This is a genomic window from Candidatus Brevundimonas colombiensis (assembly GCA_029202665.1).
Lineage (GTDB): Bacteria > Pseudomonadota > Alphaproteobacteria > Caulobacterales > Caulobacteraceae > Brevundimonas > Brevundimonas colombiensis.
This window is the reverse complement of the sequence record CP119326.1, coordinates 913,297-936,005: the sequence shown is the minus strand read 5'-3', so window position 1 is coordinate 936,005 and position 22,709 is coordinate 913,297. Positions and strand designations below refer to the sequence as shown.

The following is a 22,709-nucleotide window of genomic DNA, read 5'->3' as shown; positions in this document are numbered from 1 at the left end:
GTCTTCTGAGCGATCTGAGGCCGATGAGGCCATAATGAGGCGCCGCGACTACCATGCCGGGACGCTTGGCCGCAATGTCGTGCACGCGATTGGGGGCGCGCTTCGCCTTGCCTCGCCCTATATGAGCCCGTAATCACGCCAGACAGCCGTCCGGCGCGCGCGTCGCCCCGTTACAGGATTTTTCGCCTTGAACCTGCCGGTCCAGTTCCAGATCGTCGTCTTCGCCGTGATCGCGGCCGTCGTCCTGTTCCAGCTCTACAATGTGCTGGGCAAGCGGGTCGGGCGTCAGCCGCAGGAAGACGCCAAGACCGCCGTGACCGGGCCGACGCCGAACGAAACCCCAGCCATTGCGTCTGCCATCGACCCGGCGACCCTGGCCTCCATCGCCACCCTGAAGGCGCGCGATCCGGCCTTCGACCCCGCGCGGTTCCTGGACGGCGCGCGTCAGGCCTATGAGACCATCGTGCGCGGCTACGCCTCGGGCGACCGGGCGGCGCTGAAGCCCCTGCTCAAGCCCAATGTCATGGCGTCGTTTGAGGCGGGCATCGCGGCGCGCGAAACGCGCGGCGAGACGGAAACGGTGGAGTTCCTGTTTCCGCCCCGCGCCGACCTGGAAGGCGCAGCGGCCGAAGGCGACAAGGCGGTGGCCAAGGTGCGCTTCCTGGCCGAACTGCGCAGCCGTGTGACCAAGGCGTCGGGCGAAACGGCCGATTCCGAAACGGGCGAGCCGTTGGTCGAGGAACGCCGCACCGCCGAACACTGGACGTTCGAGCGCACCCTGGGCGCGGCCGATCCGAACTGGGTGCTGGCGCGCGTCGAGCCGGCCAACGCCTGATGGCCCGCCTGCGGCGGCCTGCTGTCAGGCGGCTGGGCGCCGGGTCGCTGGGCCTGGCCGGGATGATGGTTCTGGCCGCCTGTTCGTCCGGACCCATGACGCCGCAACAGCAACCGTCCGGCGCGCTTCCCGGCGGCCCCCAACCCTACACGCCTTCCCCCACGCCGGGCGGACCGTCGCCCGCGCTGTCCAACGCCCTGAGCCCCGCCGTCCTGCCGGGATGGAACGACGAGGATCATCTGGCGGCCTTTCGCGCCTATGTCGACGGATGCGGAGCAGCGCGCGATAGCGCGGGCCGCAGCGTCTGCGCCCGCGCCAAGGCCATAGCCACGACCATGACGGTCACGCCATCGGACGCCCGCGCCTTTTTCGAAGCCAGTTTCAGCGCCGTTCCCGCGTCCACGGCCGACGGTCGCCCCGGGCTGCTCACATCTTATTTCGCCCCAGAGTATCCGGCGCGCCGCCAGCCGGACGCCGAGTTTTCCGCTCCCGTCCTGCCAAAGCCCGCCAATCCGCGCGCGGCGGGGGACCGGTCCTATATCGAATCCGCCGCGCGGCCCGATCAGGCCCTGGCCTGGATGCGGGCCGAGGACCTGTTCTTCCTGCAGATCCAGGGTTCGGGCTATCTGACCTTCGAGGACGGGACGCGGGGGCGCGCCGCCTACGCCGCCGACAACGGCAAGCCCTTCGTCGGCATCGCCCGACCGATGGCCCAGCAGGGGTTGCTGGCGCAGAACGGGACCTCGGGCGACGCCATCCGGGGCTGGCTGGCCAGCCACAGGGGGTATGAGGCCCAGGCCGTGATGGCGCTGAACCCCCGCTACATCTTCTTCAGGCTGGACCCGGACGATGACGGCCATCCGGCCGGCGCGGCGGGCGTGCCCCTGACCGAACGACGGGCCATCGCGATCGATCCGACGCACTGGCGCTATGGCGAGCTGGTCTGGCTGGAGGCGGACGGCGGCAATCTGCGCGGCGCCAGCGCCAGCTATCGCGGATTGGCGATGGCGCTGGACACCGGCTCGGCCATTCGCGGTCCCGTGCGGGCCGATCTCTATATGGGTCGGGGCGACGCCGCAGGAGCCGAGGCGGGAACCGTGCGCCATCCCTTGCGGATGTGGCGGCTGGTTCCGAAGGGCTGAGGCCCCTCCCCTTTCGTTGAGCGCTAGGCCAGGTCTTCGATCTCGTCCTCGGTCAGTTCGCCGGGAACGATGGTGACGGGCAGTTTGCGGCCGCCGACCTGGGCGCCGTTCTTGATGATGGCGGACACCAGGGGGCCAGGGCCGCGCGAGCCGGTTCCCGCCGCCAGGACCAGGATCTTGATGTCCGGGTCGGCGGCGACGACCTTCTTGATGGCGCTCTGCGCGTCGCCGGTCTCGATCAGGAAGACGGGCGCGGCGCCGGATCGGGCCATCGCCTCTTCGCCTAGCCGATTGAGCAGGGCTTCGGCCTCCTCACGCTGCTGGCGGGCGATCTCCTCGCGGGCGCCGGACCAGTGGGCGTCACTGTCGGACGACAGGACGCGCAGCATGACCACACGCCCGCCCGTCGACTTGGCCCGGCGCGAAGCGAAGCGCAGGGCGGCCTCGAACTCGGGACTGTCGTCGACGACGACGAGGAATTTTCTCGGCATGGCGGACCCCTCAACCTGATGTCGGACGAGAAGAGGCGGCCGAACGGACAGTCCGTCAAGCCGCCTCGGACTCAGTCGTGCATCAGACGCGTGTCGCGGCCGAGGCCAGGTCGCGGATCGTGGCGTTGGCGATGGTCAGCTTGGCGAAGGTCCAGCCCGAGCCGGACTGTTCGATCTCGTCCACCGAGGCGCGCACGCCCTCGACCGCCGCCTGTTTTGAGCCGATCCAGGCGTCCACGGCCCCCTCGGCCGCATCCTCGCTGACGCCGACCGACGGATCGGAGGCGCCGGCGACGGCGCGGGTCAGGGCGGCCTGTTCGTTCATCAGGTCCTCGATCAGGCGACGCACCGCCAGACGGTCGAAATGATCCGCAGACGGAATGGAGCCGGCGGCGGCGCGCAGACGGTCGAAGTCGAAGGCGGCCCCGACCTGGTGATACAGGCGCGCCATGGCCGCGACCGGCCAGCCGGTCTCCTGCGCCAGATCGCCGATGTCGGAGGCGGCGACCAGCGGACGCATGATCGCGATGCTGCGCACCAGGTCCTCGGGCGCGCCCAGGTCGGCAAAGGTCCTGACCCGCGCGTCCAGCCGCCCCTGTTCGAACCGCGACAGCACCGGCGCGCCCTCGGCTTGAAGGGCGTCGGCGATCGAACGGTAGCGGTCGATCAGCCCCTGGACCGAGACGCCGGTCTTGGCGCGACGGGCCATCCAGAAGGTCTGGCGACGCAGGACCACGGCGATCTCGCGATAGAGGGCGACCTGGGCCTCGGCCGATATCTTCAGGTCCAGGGCCGAGACGGCGTCCCAGGCCTGATCCAGGCGGAAGACGCGGCGCGCGGCTTCGAAGGCGATGATCAGCGCCGTGGTGTCGCATTCCGCCGAGCCGCGCAGGCGGTCGGGGAAGGTCGGGCCGCACATGTTCACGACCTCGTTGGCCATGACGGTGGCGATGATCTCGCGCCGCAGCCGGTGGCTCTTCATCTCCGGCTCGAACCGGGCCAGGGCGTCGGGGAAGTAGCGGACCAGGATCTGTTCGAAGAAGGGATCCTCGGGCGCGTTCGACGCCACGATGTCATCCGACAGCTCCAGCTTGGCGTAGGCGGTCAGGACCGCCAGTTCCGGCCGGGTCAGGGCGATGCTGGCCGCCATCATCTCCCTGACGCGGACATCGTTCGGCAGGCCCTCGACCTTGCGATCCAGCTTTCCGCGCGCCGACAGCGTCTGCATGAACCGCTGCTGGGCGTCGAGCGCGCCGGGCCCTTCCGCCTGCTGCAGGGTTAGGGCCAGGGTCTGGTCGTAGTTGTGGGCCAACACCTTCAGGCCCACCTCGTCCGTCATCGAAGCCAGAAGCGGCGCGCGTTCGTCCACCGGCAGGACGCCGTTGGTCACGGCCGAACCCACCAGAATCTTGATGTTGACCTCGTGGTCGGAGGTGTCGACCCCGGCCGAGTTGTCGATGGCGTCGGTGTTGATGCGGCCGCCGTTCTGGCCGAACACGATGCGGCCCGCCTGGGTGAAGCCGAGGTTGGCCCCCTCGCCCACCACCTTGACCCGCAGCTCGTCGCCATTGATCCGCAGGGCGTCGGTGCCCTTGTCGCCGACCTGGGCGTCGGTCTCGGCGGGCGATTTCACATAGGTGCCGATGCCGCCTAGATACAGCAGTTCGGTCGGCGCCTTCAGGATGGCGCGGATCAGGCTGACGGGGTCCAGAACATCGTCGGCGATATCCAGCGCGGCCTTGATCTGGGGCGTGAGCTGGATCGACTTGGCCGAGCGGGAGAAGACGCCGCCGCCTTCCGAGATCAGGGCCTTGTTATAGTCCTGCCAGGACGAGCGCGGCAGGTCGAACAGGCGTTTGCGCTCGGTCCATCCCGTCACATGATCCGGGCTCGGATCAATGAAGATGTCGCGGTGATCGAAGGCGGCGACCAGGCGGGTGGCCTTGGACAACAGGGCCCCGTTGCCGAAGACGTCGCCGGACATGTCGCCCACGCCGACCATGGTGAAGGGTTCGGTCTGGATATCCTTGCCGATCTCGCGGAAGTGGCGTTTGACCGCCTCCCAGGCGCCGCGCGCGGTGATGCCCATGGCCTTGTGGTCGTAGCCGACCGAGCCGCCGCTCGCGAAGGCGTCGCCCAACCAGAATCCATAAGCCGCCGACACGCCGTTGGCGATGTCCGAGAAGGTCGCCGTGCCCTTGTCGGCCGCCACGACCAGATAGGGGTCGTCGCCTTCCCAGGCGATGACATCGGCCGGATGGACGACCGAACCGTCGGCGGCGATGTTGTCGGTGATGTCCAGCAGGCCCGACAGGAAGGTGCGATAGGCGCGGATGGCCTCGCCCTGGATGGCCTCGCGGTCGGTCGTGCGGGGCAGTTGCTTGGGATAGAAGCCGCCCTTGGAGCCGACCGGCACGATGACGGCGTTCTTGACCTGCTGGGCCTTGACCAGACCCAGGACCTCGGTGCGGAAGTCGTCGCGACGATCGGACCAGCGCAGGCCCCCGCGCGCCACAGGCCCGAAGCGCAGGTGAACACCCTCTACGTGCGGCGCCCAGACGAAGATTTCGCGATAGGGTTTGGGCAGGGGCAGGTCGTCCAGCTCGCGCGAGGCGATCTTGATGGCGATGTGCGGCTTGGGCTGGCCGTCGGGGTCATGCTGGAAGTAGTTGGTGCGCTTGATCGCGCCGATCAGGGCGGCGATGCGACGAAGGGCCCGGTCGTGATCCAGGCTCTTCACATCCTGAAGCAGGGCGGTGATCTTGCCTTCCAGCTCGGCGACGGCTGAGGCGCGGTCGTCGGCCGATCCGCCGGCGGCCGGTTCGAACTTGGCCTTGAACAGCGACAACAGGGCGCGGGCGGCGTCGGGGTATTCTCGCAGCGCCTCTTCCTGCACGGTCTGGGACGGATCCAAGCCCGTCTGCTGGCGATAGTGGGCCAGGGTCCGGATCAGGGCCGCCTCGCGCCATTCGACGCCCAACTCGATCACCAGCCGGTTGAAGCCGTCGCTTTCGTTGCGACCGGTCCAGACCGCGGCGAAGGCGTCCTCGAACGGCCCCTTCACGTCATCGAAGATCAGGGCCTCGCCGCGCGGGTCCTCCATCAGGAATTCGTGGATGTGGATTTCGGTGTCGCCCAGCGGACGGATGGCGTTGCCGTATTCCTCCAGCGTCTTCAGCCCCATGTCGGCCAGGATCGGCAGAACGTCGGACAGGGGCACGGCCGAACCGCGACGGTACAGTTTGAAGCGGAACTGCAGGCGGCTGTCGTCCGGGGTGCGGAAGGCGCGCACGGCCACCGGCTCGCCCTCGCCGGGCGCCCCCGTGTCGTTCAGCCGGGTCATGAACTGCAGGTCCAGCGCCGCCTCGTCGGCGTCGTAACGGTCGCGATAGCCGGCGCCGAAGGCCCGCGCCCATTTGGCGCTGACCGGTCCGACCGAGACCTCTTCCACGCCCGAACGGCGCAGGCCCGCTTCGAAGCGGTCGACCCAGCCGCGCCCGGCCTCGGCGACGTCGGCTTCAAGCTGCACGGGGTCGGGGTTCGGGTGTTCGCCGGGCGTGACGCCGATAATATAGTGGACCCGCACCAGCGGCGCGTCGGACAGTTGCGGATACCAGGCCGACATGCGGCCGCCCCAGGCGCGGGCGACGATCTGGCCGATCCGCTCACGCACCGCCGCGTCGAACTTTTCGCGCGGGATGAAGCACAACACCGAGACGAAGCGGTCGAACGGATCCTGGCGCGAGAACAGGCGGATGCGGGGCCGGTCGTACAGGTGAAGAATGCCCAGGGCGATGGACAACAGCTCGTCCTCGCTGATCTGGAAAAGCTCGTCGCGGGGATAGTTTTCGAGAATGTTCTTCAGGCGCTTCTCGTTGTGACTGCCCGGCGCCTTGTCCGCGCGGGCCAGGGCGTTGGCCACCTTGCGACGGAGCAGCGGCACCTCGGTCGCCAGCTGGTCGTAGGCTTCGGACGTGAACAGGCCGACGAAACGGGTCTCGCCCGTCGCCTTGCCGTCCGCGCCGTAACGTTTGACCCCGACATAGTCCATGTAGGCGCGGCGATGCACGCGCGAGCGGGCGTTGGCCTTGGCCACCGTGACCGGCTCGGACAGGTCCAGCTGGCGGCGCATCTGATGCGTCAGGACCGCCGGTTCGGACGCGCGGCGCAGCACCGTGCGCTCGGGATCGGCCAGTATGCCCAGGCCCTGGCCCGACTGGCTCAAGGGCGCCTCGGCCTCATAGTCGCCGCCGGCGGTTCGCGGATAGTCGTAGTCGCGCGCGCCCAGGAAGACGAAATGATCGCTCTTCAGCCATTTCAGGAAGGCGATGTTCTCGGCCAGGACGGCGGCGTCGACGGCGGACGGCGGGGTGGACTCCAGTCGCTGCACCGCCTGGCGCATCAGGCCGGTCATGGCCTCGTGATCGGCGACGGCGGCGTGGACGTCGGCCAGACTCTGGGCCAGGCCCTCGCCCAGCACGTCGCGACGCTCCTGCGGCACGCTGTCGATGACCAGCATGATGATCGACAGACGGCGGCCGTCCAGCTCCACCACCGGGTGGAATAGGGCCCGCACCGACACGGCGGCTTCGGCCAGGGCGCCCATGACGCTGTCGACCAGGAAGGGGGCGTCGGCCTGAACGATGCGGACCAGGTCGTAGTCCAGCGCCTTGCCGTCGACGCCATGCATCGGACCGACGGTGATCGCCGGCGCCGCGGCGTCGGCGGCATAGGCCTTGGCGGCCGTCCAGGACGCGGCCAGCAGGGCGGCCAGATCCTCGCCGCCCAGTTCGGGCGTCTCGTCGGCGGCGTAGTCTTCGTACGCCTGGGCCAGATAGACCTGTTCCGTCGCGCCGGGTCCGGTTCCCACGATCCGGGCGAAGGCCGCCTCCAGCGCGGCCTTGGTGATCGGCTGAACGGAAGGTTGGCGCGGATCGGGGACGGTCATGGACGAGCAGTCTTGAACGACGCGGCAGGGCCGCAAGGGATGCGGCGCGACGTGGCGCCACAACTGCTGACTAGGCCAGGACCGGTCGCGCGGGAAGCCCCTGGCGACCGATCATTGTAATGATCAGTGATCAGGTTGGAATTATTGTGCAGCGCCACAAAGCAGAAAGCCGCCGGACTGGGGGAGTCCGGCGGCCTGCGCGAGCGGCGCCTGGAGGGGAGGGGGGGCGCCGATCTCGCTTCGCTGCGGTACGGAGGGGGGGGTGTCCCGCAGCTTCGAGAAGGGAGATGGGAAGGCCGTTTCGCCGTTCAAGGGCGCGCCCGCGCGATTTATCGCGACATTTTCACTCCGGCGCGCGACGTGTCGAAACACGCCCGCCGCCGACAACGGATTTCGGCGCCAAGCGTTGATCGTATTCAATGGTGAAGCTGGAGCACCGGGTCGATATGCGTCGATTTATCCTAGGGTCCATCGTTGCAGCCGTGATCGGGCTGCTGCTCGCGGGTGCGGGCTATTGGGCCTACTGGAACTTCTATTCTCGGTTCCAGCCTGTCACGATCAGCCGCAATCCCGCAGAGGTGCAAAGACTGCTGGACGAGGCATCCTGGGTGTCGGACGGCAGCGGCGGCCAGCCCCTGTACATCGTCACCTATCGCGACAGCGCCTCGGGCCATCGCTATCTGCGCGATGAGGCGCCCAAGCTGAAGGCGGCGGGGGTGGAGACGCGCTTCATCCTGTTCGCCCGGCCGGACGCGGACGGGGCGTCGCGATCGACGACCGCCGAAAGGGCCACGGTCGCCGAACTGTGGCTGAGCCGGGACTGGCCGCTGTACGAACGCTGGATGGCCACGCCGTCCGGCAGCTGGACCGCCGCCGGCCTGCCCCAGGCTGACGGAAACCTGGCGCGATCGGCCGTGGTCGAGGCCGGGCGGCGGTTCGACGAGCAGCTGAGCCGGATGCTGCGCGCCTCCGGCGTGAAAATCAGCTATCCGCTGATCCTGTGGCGCGATCGGGACGGGTTTCTGAAAGCCTGTGGCTGCGCCGACAGCCGGGCGTGGGCCTTCATCCGCGACGACGTGGGGGCGCCGGATCGACTGGGCGGACCGACGGGTGCGGTCCCGCCGCTTGACGAAGACCAGGCCGCGCCGGAAGACGGGACGCCAGCCATGCCCTATCCCGATCTGCCGACCATTCCGCCGATGAATGCGCCGCCGAACGGGCCAGCCGCCGCGCCGCCAGCCCAGGTCCAGAACCCGACCCCGGCGCCGACACGGCCCGCAGCCCCCTCTGCGCGGCCTTCGTCCCGGGCGGCGCCCACGCCCACCCAGCAGGAAGACACCACCTTCTATTGATTAGAGGGCGGCCGAGGCGGCGATCAGCCGATCCACGTCGTCGGCGTCCTGATACAGGCCGAAACCGAAGCGGATGACGTCGTCGCGGACGTCGGTGACGATGCCCGCCCGCTTCAGCCCCGAACACCAGGCGGGGGCGTCGGGATGGCGCAGCGCCAGAAACCGGGCGCGGGGCGCGAGGCCATCGACCGGATTGAGGATTTCGGCGTCCGCGAGCGGCCCCGCGCGCCCCTCGATCACCGCCGACTGGAACCGGACGGCCAGGTCGCGGGCGTGGGCGGCGACGGCGGCGGTGTCCAGGCCCTGGTCGCTCAGCGTCCGCCGCGCCGCATTGAAGCGGTACAGCGCCGAACAGTCGAAGGTCGCGCCCCAGAAACGGCCGCCGTCGCTGCGATACTGCACCCCGCCGGGCGGCCCGGACAGGTCGCCAAACTCTGCAAACCAGCCTGTGTTGACCGGGCGCGGCGCAAAGCCGGGCGGGGCGTGCAGGAAACAGGCGCCCTCGCCCGCCATGGCGTATTTGTAGCCGCCCGCCACATAGAAGAGGCGGTCCGCGACCTTCGACAGATCCGTCGGGGTCGCCATGAAGCCGTGATAGCCGTCGACAAGAACCCACGGCCCCTCGGGCCGCGCCAGATCGGCAAGGTCCTCGATCCCGTCGAACATGCCGCCGGTGCGGAAGAAGACCTGGCTGACGACGATCCAGTCATGCCGACCTTCACGCGCGGCGGCGACGAACCGCTCGGCGAAGGTGTCGAAAGGCGCCAGGGGAATGCGGGTGACCACCGCCTCACCCGCCTCCTGCCAGCGCTCTGACTGGCGGCGGAAGGAATGGAATTCGCCGTCCGTCGCCAGAATGCGAACCGGCTTCTTCTCCAGGCCCGAGAACAGACGCAGCAGGAAGTCGTGGGTGCTGGACGAAAAGACCAGACTGTCCGGCGAGGGCAGGCCCAGTTCGGCGGCGACGTGGGCTTGCGCCTGCGGGATCACCTCGCCGAACAGCAGACCCCATTTGTTGTCGGCGTGGATATTGGCGTCGATCCAGGCCTGCTGCTGCGCCTCGAAACCGACATCTGGCCAGAGATGATGGCTGTGGGCCGCAAAATGCAGCCGCTCCGGGGCCAGCGACAGGGCGCGCGAGAACAGGGACTTGTAGCTCATCCCCCGATCCTAACCGGATTGGCGTCGATCCGCGAGGCTCGGACGGCGCGGGCCGTCGTCAGGCCGTGCTGCTTCATCCAGGGGCGCAGACGCTTTCGCGCATTGGCGTAGGGCGACGAGGTGTTGAACTGGATCATCCGGCCCCGTGTCCACGTCCCATACCAGGGCAGGCCATAAAGGCTGTGATCGTCATGGGATTCAATCAGGACCATGATCGCCCTATAGGCGTCGTCCAGCATCGCCAGTCGCGCGTCATGGGGCGCCCCCGCCAGATCGGCGTAGAAGCGTTGCGCCAGACGGCCCAGCTCATTGCCTTTGAATCCCGTATCCGGGTAGTCGATCGGCCGCCCCGCCGCTTCGCGTTCATGCCATTTCAGAACCGTGCGGTTCCACCCGACTAGATAGGCGATCAGGTCGTCCACGCTGATGAGGGTTCCGGCGACATGCCCCTCAAGCTCGGGCAGGGCGGCCAGAGAGGCCGGAACCCCTGACAGGTCGGCGCGCAGGGCGGCGTAGGTGCGCCGCACGGCGTCCAGCAGAGCCTGACGATCCTGCGGAACGCCCATGGCCCCCCGGCCTTAGACCAGGGCGCCGTGGCAGTGTTTGAACTTGCGGCCGGACCCGCAGGGGCAGGGAGAGTTGCGGCCGGTCATTTCCCAGCCGGGGGGCAGCATTTCGACCGGCAATCTGGCGCGGTCGTCGCCGATCAGGGTCTCTTCCGGATTCTGGGCCGAGGGGTTGGCCATCTCGTTCTCGCCAGTGCCGGGGTTCAGGTGGATTTCCTGGAACTCGGGCAGCTCAGGCGGCGCCTGGAAGCGGAACTCCACCGTCATCAGCCAGCGGGTGACATTGTGGCGCAGGTCGTAGAGCAGGCTTTCGAACAGGGAGAAGGCTTCGGTCTTATATTCCTGCAGCGGATCGCGCTGGCCATAACCGCGCAGGCCGATGACGCCGCGCAGATGGTCCAGGTGAACCAGGTGCTCGCGCCACTGCATGTCGATCATCTGCAGCATGAACTGCTTTTCCAGACCGCGCGTCTGTTCGGCGCCGATCATGTCCAGACGTTCCGCGGCGCGGGCGTCGGCGGCTTCCAGCAGCCGTTCCTCGATCTCCTCGTTGGAGACGCCTTCCTCGGCCGCCCAGTCGTGCAGCGGCAGCTCCAGGCCCAGGGTCGAACGGACGCGTTCGTCCAGACCGTCGATGTCCCACTGTTCGGCATAGGCCTTGGGCGGCATGTAGCGTTCGACCAGGTCGGAAACCACGTCGCGGCGGAAATCGCCGACCAGTTCGGACAGGTCCTCGGAATCCATGAACTCCTGGCGCTGCTCGAACACGGCCTTGCGCTGGTCGTTCACGACGTCGTCGTACTTCAGCAGGTTCTTGCGGATGTCGTAGTTGCGGGTCTCGACGCGCTTCTGGGCGGTTTCGATGGCGCGGTTCAGCCAGGGGTGGGTGATGGCCTCGCCTTCCGCCACGCCGAAGGTCTTCATGATCGAGTCCAGACGGTCCCCGGCGAAGATGCGCAGCAGGTCGTCCTCGCAGGACAGGTAGAATTTCGACACGCCGGGGTCGCCCTGGCGGCCGGTGCGGCCACGCAGCTGGTTGTCGATGCGGCGGCTCTCGTGACGCTCGGTGCCCAGGACGAACAGGCCGCCGGCGTCCAGCGCGACCTTTTTCTGAACGGCGATCTCGGCCTTGAACTCGGCCTCCTTGGCTAGCTCCATCTCGTGGGTCACTTCGACAGCCATGTTGCGCTGTTCCAGCATCCACTTCTGCATCTTCATCTCGAGGTTGCCCCCGAGCTGGATGTCGGTGCCGCGGCCGGCCATGTTGGTGGCGATGGTCACCGCGCCCGGCAGGCCGGCGTCGGCGACGATATAGGCTTCTTGCTCGTGCTGGCGCGCGTTCAGGACGCTGTGCGGAATGCCGCGCAGCCTGGTCTCGTAGGTGATGTCATAGGCGGCGTCGCCGATCTTCTCGGCTTCCTTGGTCTTGCCGGCGTATTCCTTCTTGAGAGTGCGCGAGACCTCGACCTTGTGCTCGTAGCGGTTCAGCAGGTCCGACAGCTGTTCCGACCGTTCGATGGAGACGGTGCCGACCAGGATCGGCTGGCCTGCCAGATGGCATTCGGCGATCTGTCTGGCGATCGCCTGGTTCTTCTCGTCGTGGGTGCGATAGACTTCGTCGTCGAAGTCCTTGCGCTGGATCGGCCGGTTGGTCGGCACCTCCAGCACGTCCATCTTGTAGATGTCGCCAAACTCCTGGGCCTCGGTCGCGGCGGTGCCGGTCATGCCCGACAGCTTTTCGTACAGGCGGAAATAGTTCTGGATCGTCACCGAGGCCAGGGTCTGGTTCTCGGGCTGGATCTTGACGTCCTCCTTGGCCTCGATGGCCTGGTGCAGACCTTCGGACAGGCGGCGCCCTGTCATCATGCGACCGGTGAATTCGTCGATCAGGACGATCTCGCCGCCCTTGATGATATAGTCCTTGTCGCGCTGATACAGGGTGTTGGCGCGCAGGGCCTGGTTGGCGTGGTGCACCAGGCTGATGTTGGCCGCGTCATACAGGCCGGTTGTGTCGGCGGCGAAGTGGCCGCCTGCTTCCAGCGCCTCCTCCATCCGTTCCGAGCCCAGCTCGGTCAGCAGAACCTGCTTCTGCTTCTCGTCGAGTTCGAAGGTGTCCTTGTCCTTGATCAGGTCCTTGATCAGGCCGTCGAGGACTTTGTAGAGGTCAGAGCGGTCCTCGGTCGGACCCGAGATGATCAGGGGCGTGCGCGCCTCGTCGATCAGGATGGAGTCGACTTCGTCGACGATGGCGAAGTTGTGCGGACGCTGCACCATCTCGCGCCGGTCATAGACCAGATTGTCGCGCAGATAGTCGAAGCCGAACTCGTTGTTGGTGCCGTAGGTGACGTCGGCGTTGTAGGCCTGCTGGCGCTGACCCTGAGACAGGCCATTGACGATGACCCCGACCTCCAGGCCCAGGAAGCGATAGACCTTGCCCATCGTCTCGGCGTCGCGGCGGGCCAGATAGTCGTTGACGGTGATGACGTGCACGCCCTTGCCCGCCAGGGCGTTCAGATAGACGGGCGCCACGGCGACCAGGGTCTTGCCCTCGCCGGTCCGCATCTCGGCGATGCCGCCTTCGTTCAGGATCATGCCGCCGGCCAGCTGGACGTCGTACTGACGCTGGCCCAGCACGCGCTTGGAAGCCTCGCGCACCACGGCGAAGGCTTCAGGCAGGATTTTCTCCAGCGTGTCGCCGTTCGCCAACCGATCCTTGAAGGCGTCGGTCATCATCCGCAGTTCGTCGTCGGACAGGGCCGCGAATTTTGGCTCCAGCGCATTGATGCGCTGGGCGTGGTCCTGGAAGGACTTGACCTTGCGGTCGTTGGAAGAGCCGAAAAATTTCTTGGCGAAGCCGAGCATGTTGGGTCCGGTAGCGGTCGAGCGTCTGCGAGCTGAGCGGCTCTGAAATCCCGTGAGGGCGGCGATAGGGACGCCGCGAGAGAGGCCCGGACCGATGACGGCCCCGGTGCGCCGGAAACAGGCGCGCGCGAAGGGCCGCGCAGACGATCAAAACCCCTCGACTTGGGCGCAGGGCGGACTTAAGCACCGGCCTAACCCCTGTCAACGCGAGGGGCTTTCGGCCGCCTGCGACGGAGCGCCCTCTTGAACCCATTCCGGCGACACTCAGACCCGCGCAAAACCCCGGTCCTGGCGATGCTTCTGGCCGCCGGCCTGGCGACGGCGGCCTGTTCGCGCGGCGGGGGCGACCGTCCGCCCGAACCGGGCGACCGGGCGGTGGCGATGGTGCAGGACCGGACCATCTGGGCCTCGGACGTCAAGCGCGAGGCGGTGGCGCAAGGATTGATCGGCGAGGGCGAGCCGCTGGACATCACCTCGGACCTGTTCCGCCGCGTGCTGGATGAGGTGATCGACCAGAAGCTGCTGGCCGGCGAGGCGCAGCGGCGGCGGCTGGATTCCTCGCCCCTGGCCCAGCGCCGGCTGGAGGCGACGCGCGAACGCATCCTGGGCGACATGCTGGTGGAGAGCGTGGTCGACAAGGCCGTGTCCGACCAGGCGGTGCAGACCCTGTATAATGAACAGCTGCGGCTGGCGAAGACCGCCGAGGAAATCCGGGTGCGGCTGATCCTGTCGCGCACGAAGCCCGAGGCCGAGGCCGTGATCGGCATATTGGGCCAGGGCGCCGGGTTCGAGGCGGTGGCCATGGAGCGCTCCATCGACGAGGCGACGCGGTTCTCCGGCGGCGACCTGGGCTATTCCACGCCGGACGTGATGCCCCAGGCCTATGCCGACGCCCTGCGCGACAAGCCCGCGGGCGCCCTGGTCGGACCCTTCCAGACCGAGGGCGGATGGGCGGTGCTGCGGGTCGAGGATCGACGCAAGGAGACGCCGCCCACCCTGGAACAGGCCCGGCCGCAGATCGTGCGCTATCTGACCTATGAGGGCGTGCGCCAGCTGCTGGAGCAGTTGCGCGGCAAATCCAAGGTGGATGTCCGACTGCCCGCCCCGCCGACGCCGCCCGCCCAATCCTCTCAACCGGCCGCACGACCATGACCAAGACTCCCTCCACGACCGGCCAGAAGATCGAACATGCGCTGGAAAAGGCGCTGGACCCCTTCGCCACGGCGCTGAAACGCGCGACGCGTACGCCGGGATCGGAACCGGCGGCGACATCGCCGGCGGCCGCTGGCAAGCCCGGCTTGGCCATTTCGCCGCTGGCCGTGCCCTTCCCGACCATTCCCCCCATCGGCGGGGTCGAGATCGCCACCGCCCGCGCGGGCTTCTACAAGCATGAACGCGACGATCTGGTGGTGTTCCGCTTCGCGCGCGGCACCAGCTGCGCCGGGGTCTTCACCCGCCACAAGATCGGCTCGGCGCCGGTCGACTGGTGCAAGAAGCAGCTGGGCTCGGCCGAGGGCGGCAAGGACGTGCGCGCCCTGGTGATCAACGCCGGTTGCGCCAACGCCTTCACGGGGAAGGCCGGGGCCGATGCGGCGCGGCGCACGGCCTCCGAGGTCGCCAAACGCTTCGGCTGTCGCCAGCGCGACGTCATGCTGGCCTCGACCGGGGTGATCGGCGTCGTGCTGGACGAAAAGAAGATCATCGCCAAACTGCCCGAGATCGAACAGGGCATGGATGCCGACGCCTGGGCCAGGGCCGGTAGCGGCATCATGACCACCGACACCTTTCCCAAGGGCGCCTACGCCGAAGCCGAGATCGAGGGCTACAAGGTCCGCATCGCCGGGATCGCCAAGGGGTCGGGCATGATCGCCCCGGACATGGCGACCATGCTGGCCTTCATCGTCACCGACGCCGACATCCATCCCAATGTGCTGCAGGCCCTGCTGGGCCTGCACGTCCGCACCACCTTCAACTCGGTGACGGTGGACGGCGACACCTCGACCAATGACACAGCCCTGCTGTTCGCCACCGGCACGTCGGGCGCGCCGCGCATCGGCCGGGTCGGCGACCGCCGCCTGAAGAGCTTCTCGGCCGCGCTGGACAGGGTGATGCTGGATCTGGCGCACCAGCTGGTGCGTGACGGCGAGGGCGCGACCAAGTTCGTCAAGGTGACGGTGGACGGCGCCGCCAGCCCAGCATCAGCGCGAAAGTTGGCCAAGTCGATCGCCGACAGCCCCCTGGTCAAGACCGCCATCGCCGGTCAGGACGCCAACTGGGGCCGGGTCGTCATGGCCGTGGGCAAGACCGAGGAGCCGGTCGATCGCGACCATCTGGCCATCTGGTTCGGCCCGCACGAAGCCGCCGTCGACGGCGCCCCGTCGCCGACCTATGACGAGGCCAAGATGACCGCCTATATGAAGAACCCCGAGATCGACATCACCGTCGACGTCGGATCAGGCCGCGCCTCGGCCACCGTCTGGACCTGCGATCTGACCAAGGGCTACATCGAGATCAACGGCGACTATCGCTCGTGACCGACGCAGCCGTCCTCCCCACCGTGCTTGTCGTCGCCGTCGCCATGATCGACGTGGACGGTCGGGTGCTGATCGCCAAACGTCCCGAGGGCAAGAAGCTGGCGGGCCTGTGGGAGTTTCCGGGCGGCAAGGTCGAACCGGGAGAACGACCCGAACAGGCCCTGATCCGTGAACTGAAGGAAGAACTGGGCGTCGACGTCAGCGAAAACTGTCTGTCCCCATTCGTTTTCGCCAGCCACGCTTACGATTCGTTTCACCTGTTGATGCCATTGTATCTGTGCCGGCGGTGGGACGGCGTGGTCACGGCGCGTGAGCACGACGGCCTGGCCTGGGTGAAGCCGAACACGCTGTCGGACTATCCCATGCCGCCGGCGGACGAACCCCTGGTCGCCTGGCTGCGCGACCTGCTGTAATCACCGCCGATCAGAGAGGCCGGCCATGCGACGTCTTATCGGCCGGTTCCTGTGTGACGAGAACGGCGCAACGGCCATCGAATACGGCCTGATCTGCGGGCTGATCTTCCTGGCCATCACGGGTTCGATCGGCCTGATGGCCAACGCCAACAACGGCCTTCTGGCCGTGACGGTCGCCAAGCTGAGCGCCGCCCTGGGCGGCTAATCGGGTTCCTCGCCGGTCATTTCCCGAACACCCAGAGCATCGGCTAGCCGCGTCTTGGCCGAGCCGCGCGGCAGAGGCTTCTGCTGGCTCTCATGCGGTTTCCAGCCGGCCAGGTGAATGATCTCGAACGTCGCGGGGATGCGGCCGTCCTCCAAGCCGTGGCGTTCGGCGTAGAGGGCCGCCGCGCGGGCGACGATGCGGCGGTTCAGCGGCCGAACCGCGCCTTGCAGCACATTGGTCTCGCCCATCGCCCGCAGGTCGCGGACCAGGGCGAACAGGTCGGAATAACGCACCGTGAACCGATCCACGTCAGAAACGGGCAGGGCGAACCCGGCCCGCTGCAGCAGGGCCGCCCCATCATAGCCATCGGCGAAAGGCGAAATACGCGCCTGGGCGCCGCCGCGCTCGGCCAGTTCCGCCTCGGTCAGTACGCCGCGCAGTTCCTTGAGCGTGCCCGCCCCGAACAAGGTCCCGATGAACAGGCCGTCGGGCCTCAAGGCGCGCCTGATCTGGGCCAGGGCGCCGGGCAGGTCGTTGGCCCAATGCAGGGTCAGAAGCGAGACGATCAAATCGTTCGATTCCCCGTCCAGCGGCAGGGCGTCAGCGCCGGGCGCCGCCTTCTGTATGAGACTCAGAGGCGTAAGCACGGGACCGACCCGTCCGGCGGCGTCGCTGGCGCGCACCGCGCGATCGAACACGCCAGGATGGGCGGACAGATCGACCGCGACGGGAAAATCGCGCACTATCGCCTCCAGGCTCTCGGCGGCGTTCTGGGCGGCGCGCGCGTGCAGGAAGTCGGCCTGATCGAAACGGTGCGCCGACCGCGTCAGGCGGGCCTGGCGACGGACGGCGTCAAAGATGCGCGGGAGGCCTTCGGAAGAAGCATGGGGGACGGTCATGGGGTTGCAGGATGGGGACTGGCGACGCGCCTGGGAAGGGGCGGAACGACAGTTGCGAAGCGCGGGGCGCGGTCTGGCCGATCTGATCCTGCCGCCGATGGCGCACGACAGCCGCGAGGCCACGGCCGCCGCCGGCCTGACGCCCGACGCCTGGAGCCGGATCAGATTTCTGGAAGCGCCGGTGTGCGACGGCTGCGGAGCGGCGTTCGAATACGACGGCGGCGCCTTCGCCGAGGCCCGTTGCGCCGCCTGCATCGCCCAGCCCTACGCCTTTGAGCGGGCGAGGGCGGCATGTCTGTACGACGCGGCCTCGCGCGGATTGATCCTGCGCTACAAACACGGAGATCAGCAGCAGTTCGCGCCGCTCTTCGCCCGCTGGATCGGTCGGGCTGCGGCCGAACTGGTCGAGACGGCGGACGCGGTCGTTCCGACGCCGCTGCATCGGTTCAGGCTGCTGTCGCGCCGGTTCAACCAGGCGGCCGAGATCGCCCGGCCCCTGGCCCGCAGCGCTAGGCGCGACTATTTGCCCGACGCTCTGGTCCGAACGGTCCACACCACCAGCCAGGGCGGCAAAAGCCGGCGCGGGCGGCGGTTGAACGTCAAGGCGGCCTTCGTCGTGACCGAGGCGGGGCGGCGGCGCATCCGGGGACGGCGCATCCTTCTGATCGACGATGTGTTGACCACGGGCGCCACCGCCGAGGCCTGTGCGCGCGCCCTGCTGGACGCCGGGGCGCGGGCCGTAGACCTGGCGGTCGTCGCCCTGGTGCGAAACGCCCGGGAAGTCGTTATGTAACCCATCGCGCTTCTCGGCGGCGGCTTGCCGCGCGAGGGCGTCCAAGCTTCGGAGAACAGATTTGGCCGACGTCGTCATCTACACCAAACCCGGCTGCCCCTACTGCTTCAGCGCCATGTCGCTGCTGAAGAAGAAGGGCGCGGACTATACCGAGATCGTCGCCTCCAACGATCCCGCGAAGAAGGCCGAGATGGTCGAGAAGTCCGGCGGACGCATGACCTTCCCGCAGATTTTCATCGATGGACAACACGTCGGCGGGTCCGACGACATCCACGCCCTGGACCGCGAAGGCAAGCTCGACGCGCTTCTGGCGGCGTGATCGCGTGAGCGGCGGGCTCGACATCGCCCTGATCCAGACCCGCACGCCGGCGACGGCGGCGGAGGGGCTGGCCCATGTCGAACCGCTGGTCCGCGAGGCGGCGTCGGGCGGCGCGCGGTTCATATTCACGCCCGAAGGGACCAATCTGCTGGAGCAGCGTCGCGATCGCCGCGACGCCGCCCTGGCCGAAGAGGATCAGGACACGGCGGTTCTGGGCCTGCGGCGCCTGGCGTCCGAACTGGGCGTATGGCTGCTGATCGGATCGGCCATCGTGAGGTCCGGTCATGCCGGGGACGCGAGGGCGGCCAATCGGTCGCTGCTGGTCGACCCGTCGGGCGCGATCACGGCGCGCTATGACAAGCTGCATGTCTTCGACGTCGATCTGCCGAACGGCGAGCGATACCGCGAAAGCGCCGCGGTGCGGCCGGGCGACCGGGCGGTGGTGGCCGACACGCCCTGGGGCAGGCTGGGCCTGACCATCTGCTACGACATCCGCTTTCCCCATCTGCATCGCCAGCTGGCCAAGACGGGGGCGTCGATGATCGCGGTTCCCGCGGCCTTCACCGCTCCGACCGGCGAGGCCCATTGGGAAATCCTGCTGCGCGCGCGCGCCATCGAAACCGGCGCCTTCGTCCTGGCCCCGGCGCAGGGCGGACTGCATGAAGACGGTCGGCGCACCTGGGGCCGCTCCACCGTTGTCGGGCCGTGGGGCGAGGTGATCGCCAGGGCCGATCACGACGACCCTTGCATCGTGCGGGCGAAACTGGACATGGAGGCGGCGACGCGCGCCCGCGTCGCCATACCCGCCCTGACCCACGACCGCGACTTCCTGCCGCCCGCCTGATCCGTCCATGATCCGATACGCCCTGAAATGCGAAAAAGACCACGGGTTCGAGGCCTGGTTCGCCTCGTCGTCCGACTATGACGACCAAGGCGCGCGCGGCCTGGTCGAGTGTCCGTTCTGCGGCTCGCGCAGCGTCGAAAAGGCGGTCATGGCGCCCTCGGTCAGCGGAACCAGGCGCGCCAATACTGCGCCCGACCCGGCCGCACCCGAGGCCATGCGAAAGATGCAGACCCTGATGATGGCGGCGGCGCGCGAGGTTCGCGCCCATGTCGAGGCCAACTTCGACTATGTCGGCGACGCCTTCGCCCGCGAGGCGCGCGACATCCACGAAGGCCGCTCCGAAAAGCGCGAAATCTACGGCGAGGCCACCCCCGCCGACGTCAAGAAGCTGAAGGACGACGGCGTTCCGGTCTCGGCCCTGCCCGACGCCCCGCCCGAACCGTCGAAGGTGAACTGATGACTTTGGAATGGCGGCCCATGCGGCCGGAAGACATCGAGGCGGTGACGGCGGTGGCGCGGTTGTCGTTTCCCGATCATTTCGAGGACCAGACCTGTTTCGAGAACCGGCTGGCGCTGTATCCGCGCGGGTGTTTCGTCCTGACGGACGGGCAAGGGCCGACGCGAGGCTATCTGATCGCCTATCCGTGGAAGACCGAGAGCGCGCCGCCGCTGAACACCGTGATCGAGGGTCTGCCGGCCGACGCGGCCCTGATCTATCTGCACGACCTGGCCCTGCATCCCGATGCGCGAGGCGGGGGCGTGACCGGCGCGATCGTGGAACGTCTGGCCGGGCAGGCCGCCGAAGACGGCTGGCCCGCCATCGCCCTGGTGGCGGTCAATGATGCGGTCGGCTTTTGGACCCGCCACGGATTCATCGAACAGCCGGCCGAGGCCATGGCGGCCAAACTGGCCAGCTATGGCGCCGACGCCCGCTATATGCTGCGGCCGCTTTAGGGACGATTGAGCGCGGTCTGGCCGCCCGCGCGGACGAAATGGACGCGTTGAACCCGGGGCAGGGCGACATAGGCCCGCCGTCGCATCTCGCGCTCGCAGATGCGGGCATCGCCAATGCTGTCGGGGGTCAGGACGGCGCGATGGACCGCGCACCAGTCGCGACTGGCCGCACGGATTCGTCCAGCCAGGATCACGGCCTCTCCCGGCCGGGCCGTGTTCAGGCCGTGCGCATCCACATGCATGTCGGGGGCGTCGCCGGCGAGCAATGCGCCGGCAAGGGCGGCTGCGACCATCAAACTCATCGTCATCTCCAATCCAGTATGGGCCTGGGTCAGGCCGCTGCTGGAAAGAGGAGGCGTTCGACGGCTTCGGATGCGGCGACGCGGATGAAATATCGGTAAGGCGAGATGAGCGCCGCCGACGCCCGCTCTGGTGTTTCTGTCCACATGCCTGTAAGAGGCGCGCGAAACTTTCTCCCCCCAATGCCTGCATCCCTTGCAGCGGCGCGGATTTTCCGCGACCGAACACAGTCCGCCCGAGCCCTTCATGAATCTGCGCAACGTCGCCATCATCGCCCACGTCGACCATGGCAAGACCACCCTGGTGGACCAACTTCTGGCCCAGTCCGGCGTGTTCCGAGCCAATGAGGCGACGACCGAGCGCGCCATGGACTCCAACGATCAGGAGAAGGAACGCGGCATCACCATCCTGGCCAAGTGCACCTCGGTGCTCTGGAACGGCAAGGCGGGCGAGACGCGCATCAACATCATCGACACCCCCGGCCACGCCGACTTCGGCGGCGAGGTCGAGCGTATCCTGGGCATGGTGGACGGCTGCGTCATCCTGGTCGACGCCGAAGAGGGCGTTATGCCCCAGACCAAGTTCGTGCTGACCAAGGCGCTGAAGATGGGCCTGCGCCCGATCCTGTGCATCAACAAGGTCGACCGCGCCCACGCCGACCCGGACCGCGTCCACAACGAGACCTTCGACCTGTTCGCCGCCATCGGCGCCACGGACGAGCAGCTGGACTTCCCGCACATCTACGCCTCGGGCCGCAACGGCTGGGCGACGCTGGACCTGAACCAGCCCAACGACAACCTGGCCCCGCTGTTCGACCTGATCGTCGACCACGTGCCGCCGCCCGCCGTCCAGGCCAACCGGGACAAGCCGTTCCGCATGCTGGACGTGCTGATCGAAAGCGACCCCTTCCTGGGCCGTCTGCTGACCGGCCGCATCGAGAGCGGCAAGGCGATCCCCGGCATGGCGATCCACGCCCTGGACCGCGACGGCAAGGAGATCGAGCGTGGCCGCATCACCAAGGTTCTGGCCTTCCGCGGCCTGAAGCGTCAGGCCCTGGACGAGGGTTCGGAAGCGGGCGACATCGTCGCCATCGCGGGCATGGCCAAGGCCACCGTGGCCGACACCCTGTGCGCCATGGAAGTGACCGAGCCGCTGGACGCCCAGCCGATCGATCCGCCGACCATCTCCATGACCGTCTCGGTCAACGACAGCCCCCTGGCCGGCCGCGAAGGCGACAAGGTCCAGTCGCGCGTCATCCGCGACCGCCTGCTGAAGGAGGCCGAAGCCAATGTCGCCATCCGCGTCACCACGACCGAAGGCGGCGACGCCTATGAGGTTGCGGGCCGCGGCGAACTGCAGCTGGGCGTTCTGATCGAGAACATGCGCCGCGAAGGCTTCGAGGTCTCGATCTCGCGTCCGCGCGTGGTGTTCCAGGAAGGCGAAAACGGCGAGAAGCTGGAGCCGATCGAGGACGTCATGATCGACGTCGACGACGAGTTCTCGGGCATCGTCATCGAGAAACTGTCGGCGCGTAAGGCCGAAATGACCGACATGGGTCCGTCGGGCGCCGGCAAGACCCGCATCAGCCTGAAGGCCCCGTCGCGCTCGCTGATCGGCTATCAGGGCGAGTTCCTGACCGATACGCGCGGTTCGGGCGTGCTGAACCGCGTGTTCAGCCACTATGAGCCGCACAAGGGCGCCATCGCCGGCCGTCTGAAGGGCGTGCTGATCTCGAACTCCGACGGCGACACGGCGGCCTTCGCCCTGTGGAACCTGGAAGATCGCGGCGTCATGTTCGTCGGCGCCGGTGAAAAGACCTATCAGGGCATGATCATCGGCGAAAACGCCCGCTGGGACGACCTGGACGTCAACCCGATCAAGGGCAAGCAGCTGACCAACGTCCGCGCCTCGGGCAAGGATGAGGCCGTGCGCCTGACCCCGCCGCGCCAAATGTCTCTGGAACAGGCCATCGCCTATATCGACGACGACGAACTGGTGGAGGTGACGCCGAAGTCGATCCGCCTGCGTAAACAGACGTTGAACCCGTCGTTCCGCAAGAAGCGCGTCCGCCCGGAATAATCCCCGACTGAC

General features: G+C 67.9%; 20 protein-coding genes. 13 read left to right on the top strand and 7 right to left on the bottom strand.

Features of this window, described 5'->3' with window-relative positions; genetic code table 11:
* Positions 1–193 precede the first annotated feature (193 nt).
* Both timA and P0Y50_04380 read left to right on the top strand, forming a co-directional pair.
* Entirely contained in the window at positions 194–835 is a 642-nt protein-coding gene (timA, locus tag P0Y50_04385; GenBank protein ID WEK41521.1) for a TIM44-related membrane protein TimA, read from the top strand.
* Positions 835–1,977, top strand: a complete 1,143-nt coding sequence (locus tag P0Y50_04380; GenBank protein WEK40852.1) for an MltA domain-containing protein — start codon at positions 835–837, stop codon at positions 1,975–1,977. Before timA ends, P0Y50_04380 begins: the two co-directional genes overlap by 1 nt.
* Positions 1,978–2,000: 23 nt before the next feature.
* Here P0Y50_04380 and P0Y50_04375 read toward each other — a convergent pair whose 3' ends face one another.
* Positions 2,001–2,468 carry a universal stress protein gene (locus P0Y50_04375; GenBank protein ID WEK40851.1) on the bottom strand — a complete coding sequence of 156 codons (468 nt, stop codon included), beginning with the start codon at positions 2,466–2,468 and terminating at the stop codon, positions 2,001–2,003.
* An 82-nt stretch (positions 2,469–2,550) separates the two neighbouring features.
* Positions 2,551–7,416, bottom strand: a complete 4,866-nt coding sequence (locus P0Y50_04370; GenBank protein ID WEK40850.1) for an NAD-glutamate dehydrogenase — start codon at positions 7,414–7,416, stop codon at positions 2,551–2,553.
* 446 nt (positions 7,417–7,862) lie between these two features.
* On the opposite strand from P0Y50_04370, the gene P0Y50_04365 reads away from it, so the two are divergent.
* Positions 7,863–8,768 (top strand): hypothetical protein, encoded by a 906-nt coding sequence (locus P0Y50_04365; protein WEK40849.1) that lies wholly within the window; start codon positions 7,863–7,865, stop codon positions 8,766–8,768.
* Here P0Y50_04365 and P0Y50_04360 read toward each other — a convergent pair whose 3' ends face one another.
* Genes P0Y50_04360 through secA form a run of 3 tightly spaced genes read right to left on the bottom strand, consistent with a single transcriptional unit; the run spans position 8,769 to position 13,357 of the window.
* The gene (locus P0Y50_04360) at positions 8,769–9,929 is read right to left on the bottom strand and encodes an aminotransferase class V-fold PLP-dependent enzyme (GenBank protein WEK40848.1); all 1,161 of its coding nucleotides are present in this window, start codon (positions 9,927–9,929) and stop codon (positions 8,769–8,771) included.
* The gene (locus P0Y50_04355) at positions 9,926–10,495 is read right to left on the bottom strand and encodes a ClbS/DfsB family four-helix bundle protein (GenBank protein WEK40847.1); all 570 of its coding nucleotides are present in this window, start codon (positions 10,493–10,495) and stop codon (positions 9,926–9,928) included. Before P0Y50_04355 ends, P0Y50_04360 begins: the two co-directional genes overlap by 4 nt.
* A gap of 12 nt (positions 10,496–10,507) precedes the next feature.
* Positions 10,508–13,357 carry a preprotein translocase subunit SecA gene (secA, locus tag P0Y50_04350; GenBank protein ID WEK40846.1) on the bottom strand — a complete coding sequence of 950 codons (2,850 nt, stop codon included), beginning with the start codon at positions 13,355–13,357 and terminating at the stop codon, positions 10,508–10,510.
* A 294-nt stretch (positions 13,358–13,651) separates the two neighbouring features.
* Between secA and P0Y50_04345 the strand changes: the two genes are divergently transcribed.
* From P0Y50_04345 to P0Y50_04330, 4 genes are read left to right on the top strand one after another with little or no spacing between them, the layout of a single operon-like run.
* Positions 13,652–14,509 carry a peptidylprolyl isomerase gene (locus P0Y50_04345; GenBank protein WEK40845.1) on the top strand — a complete coding sequence of 286 codons (858 nt, stop codon included), beginning with the start codon at positions 13,652–13,654 and terminating at the stop codon, positions 14,507–14,509.
* On the top strand, positions 14,506–15,891 hold the full coding sequence (gene argJ, locus P0Y50_04340; GenBank protein ID WEK40844.1) for a bifunctional glutamate N-acetyltransferase/amino-acid acetyltransferase ArgJ: 1,386 nt from the start codon (positions 14,506–14,508) through the stop codon (positions 15,889–15,891). Before P0Y50_04345 ends, argJ begins: the two co-directional genes overlap by 4 nt.
* The gene (locus tag P0Y50_04335) at positions 15,888–16,304 is read left to right on the top strand and encodes a (deoxy)nucleoside triphosphate pyrophosphohydrolase (protein ID WEK40843.1); all 417 of its coding nucleotides are present in this window, start codon (positions 15,888–15,890) and stop codon (positions 16,302–16,304) included. The genes argJ and P0Y50_04335 overlap by 4 nt, the downstream gene beginning before the upstream one ends.
* A 25-nt stretch (positions 16,305–16,329) precedes the next feature.
* A complete protein-coding gene (locus P0Y50_04330) occupies positions 16,330–16,509 on the top strand; it encodes a Flp family type IVb pilin (GenBank protein ID WEK40842.1) in 180 nt (59 codons plus the stop codon).
* On the opposite strand, the gene P0Y50_04325 is transcribed toward P0Y50_04330, so the two are convergent.
* Entirely contained in the window at positions 16,506–17,408 is a 903-nt protein-coding gene (locus tag P0Y50_04325; GenBank protein WEK40841.1) for a methyltransferase domain-containing protein, read from the bottom strand. The two genes, P0Y50_04330 and P0Y50_04325, sit on opposite strands and share 4 nt — an antisense overlap.
* Between P0Y50_04325 and P0Y50_04320 the strand changes: the two genes are divergently transcribed.
* The 5 genes from P0Y50_04320 (at position 17,407) to P0Y50_04300 (ending at position 20,318) form a co-directional block, all read left to right on the top strand.
* Positions 17,407–18,201: a ComF family protein gene (locus tag P0Y50_04320; protein WEK40840.1), complete on the top strand. Its 795-nt coding sequence runs from the start codon at positions 17,407–17,409 to the stop codon at positions 18,199–18,201. The genes P0Y50_04325 and P0Y50_04320 overlap by 2 nt on opposite strands.
* A gap of 61 nt (positions 18,202–18,262) precedes the next feature.
* Positions 18,263–18,520: a glutaredoxin 3 gene (grxC, locus tag P0Y50_04315; protein ID WEK40839.1), complete on the top strand. Its 258-nt coding sequence runs from the start codon at positions 18,263–18,265 to the stop codon at positions 18,518–18,520.
* A 4-nt stretch (positions 18,521–18,524) separates the two neighbouring features.
* The gene (locus P0Y50_04310; GenBank protein WEK40838.1) at positions 18,525–19,364 is read left to right on the top strand and encodes a carbon-nitrogen hydrolase family protein; all 840 of its coding nucleotides are present in this window, start codon (positions 18,525–18,527) and stop codon (positions 19,362–19,364) included.
* 7 nt (positions 19,365–19,371) lie between these two features.
* Positions 19,372–19,821, top strand: coding sequence for a DUF1178 family protein (locus tag P0Y50_04305; protein ID WEK40837.1), 450 nt, complete (start codon positions 19,372–19,374; stop codon positions 19,819–19,821).
* On the top strand, positions 19,821–20,318 hold the full coding sequence (locus P0Y50_04300; protein ID WEK40836.1) for a GNAT family N-acetyltransferase: 498 nt from the start codon (positions 19,821–19,823) through the stop codon (positions 20,316–20,318). Before P0Y50_04305 ends, P0Y50_04300 begins: the two co-directional genes overlap by 1 nt.
* Here the strand turns inward: P0Y50_04300 and P0Y50_04295 are convergent.
* On the bottom strand, positions 20,315–20,620 hold the full coding sequence (locus P0Y50_04295; GenBank protein ID WEK40835.1) for a UrcA family protein: 306 nt from the start codon (positions 20,618–20,620) through the stop codon (positions 20,315–20,317). The genes P0Y50_04300 and P0Y50_04295 overlap by 4 nt on opposite strands.
* Positions 20,621–20,864: 244 nt before the next feature.
* Here P0Y50_04295 and typA point away from each other — a divergent pair, with 244 nt between their 5' ends.
* Positions 20,865–22,697: a translational GTPase TypA gene (gene typA, locus P0Y50_04290; protein ID WEK40834.1), complete on the top strand. Its 1,833-nt coding sequence runs from the start codon at positions 20,865–20,867 to the stop codon at positions 22,695–22,697.
* The last annotated feature ends 12 nt before the right edge of the window (positions 22,698–22,709 follow it).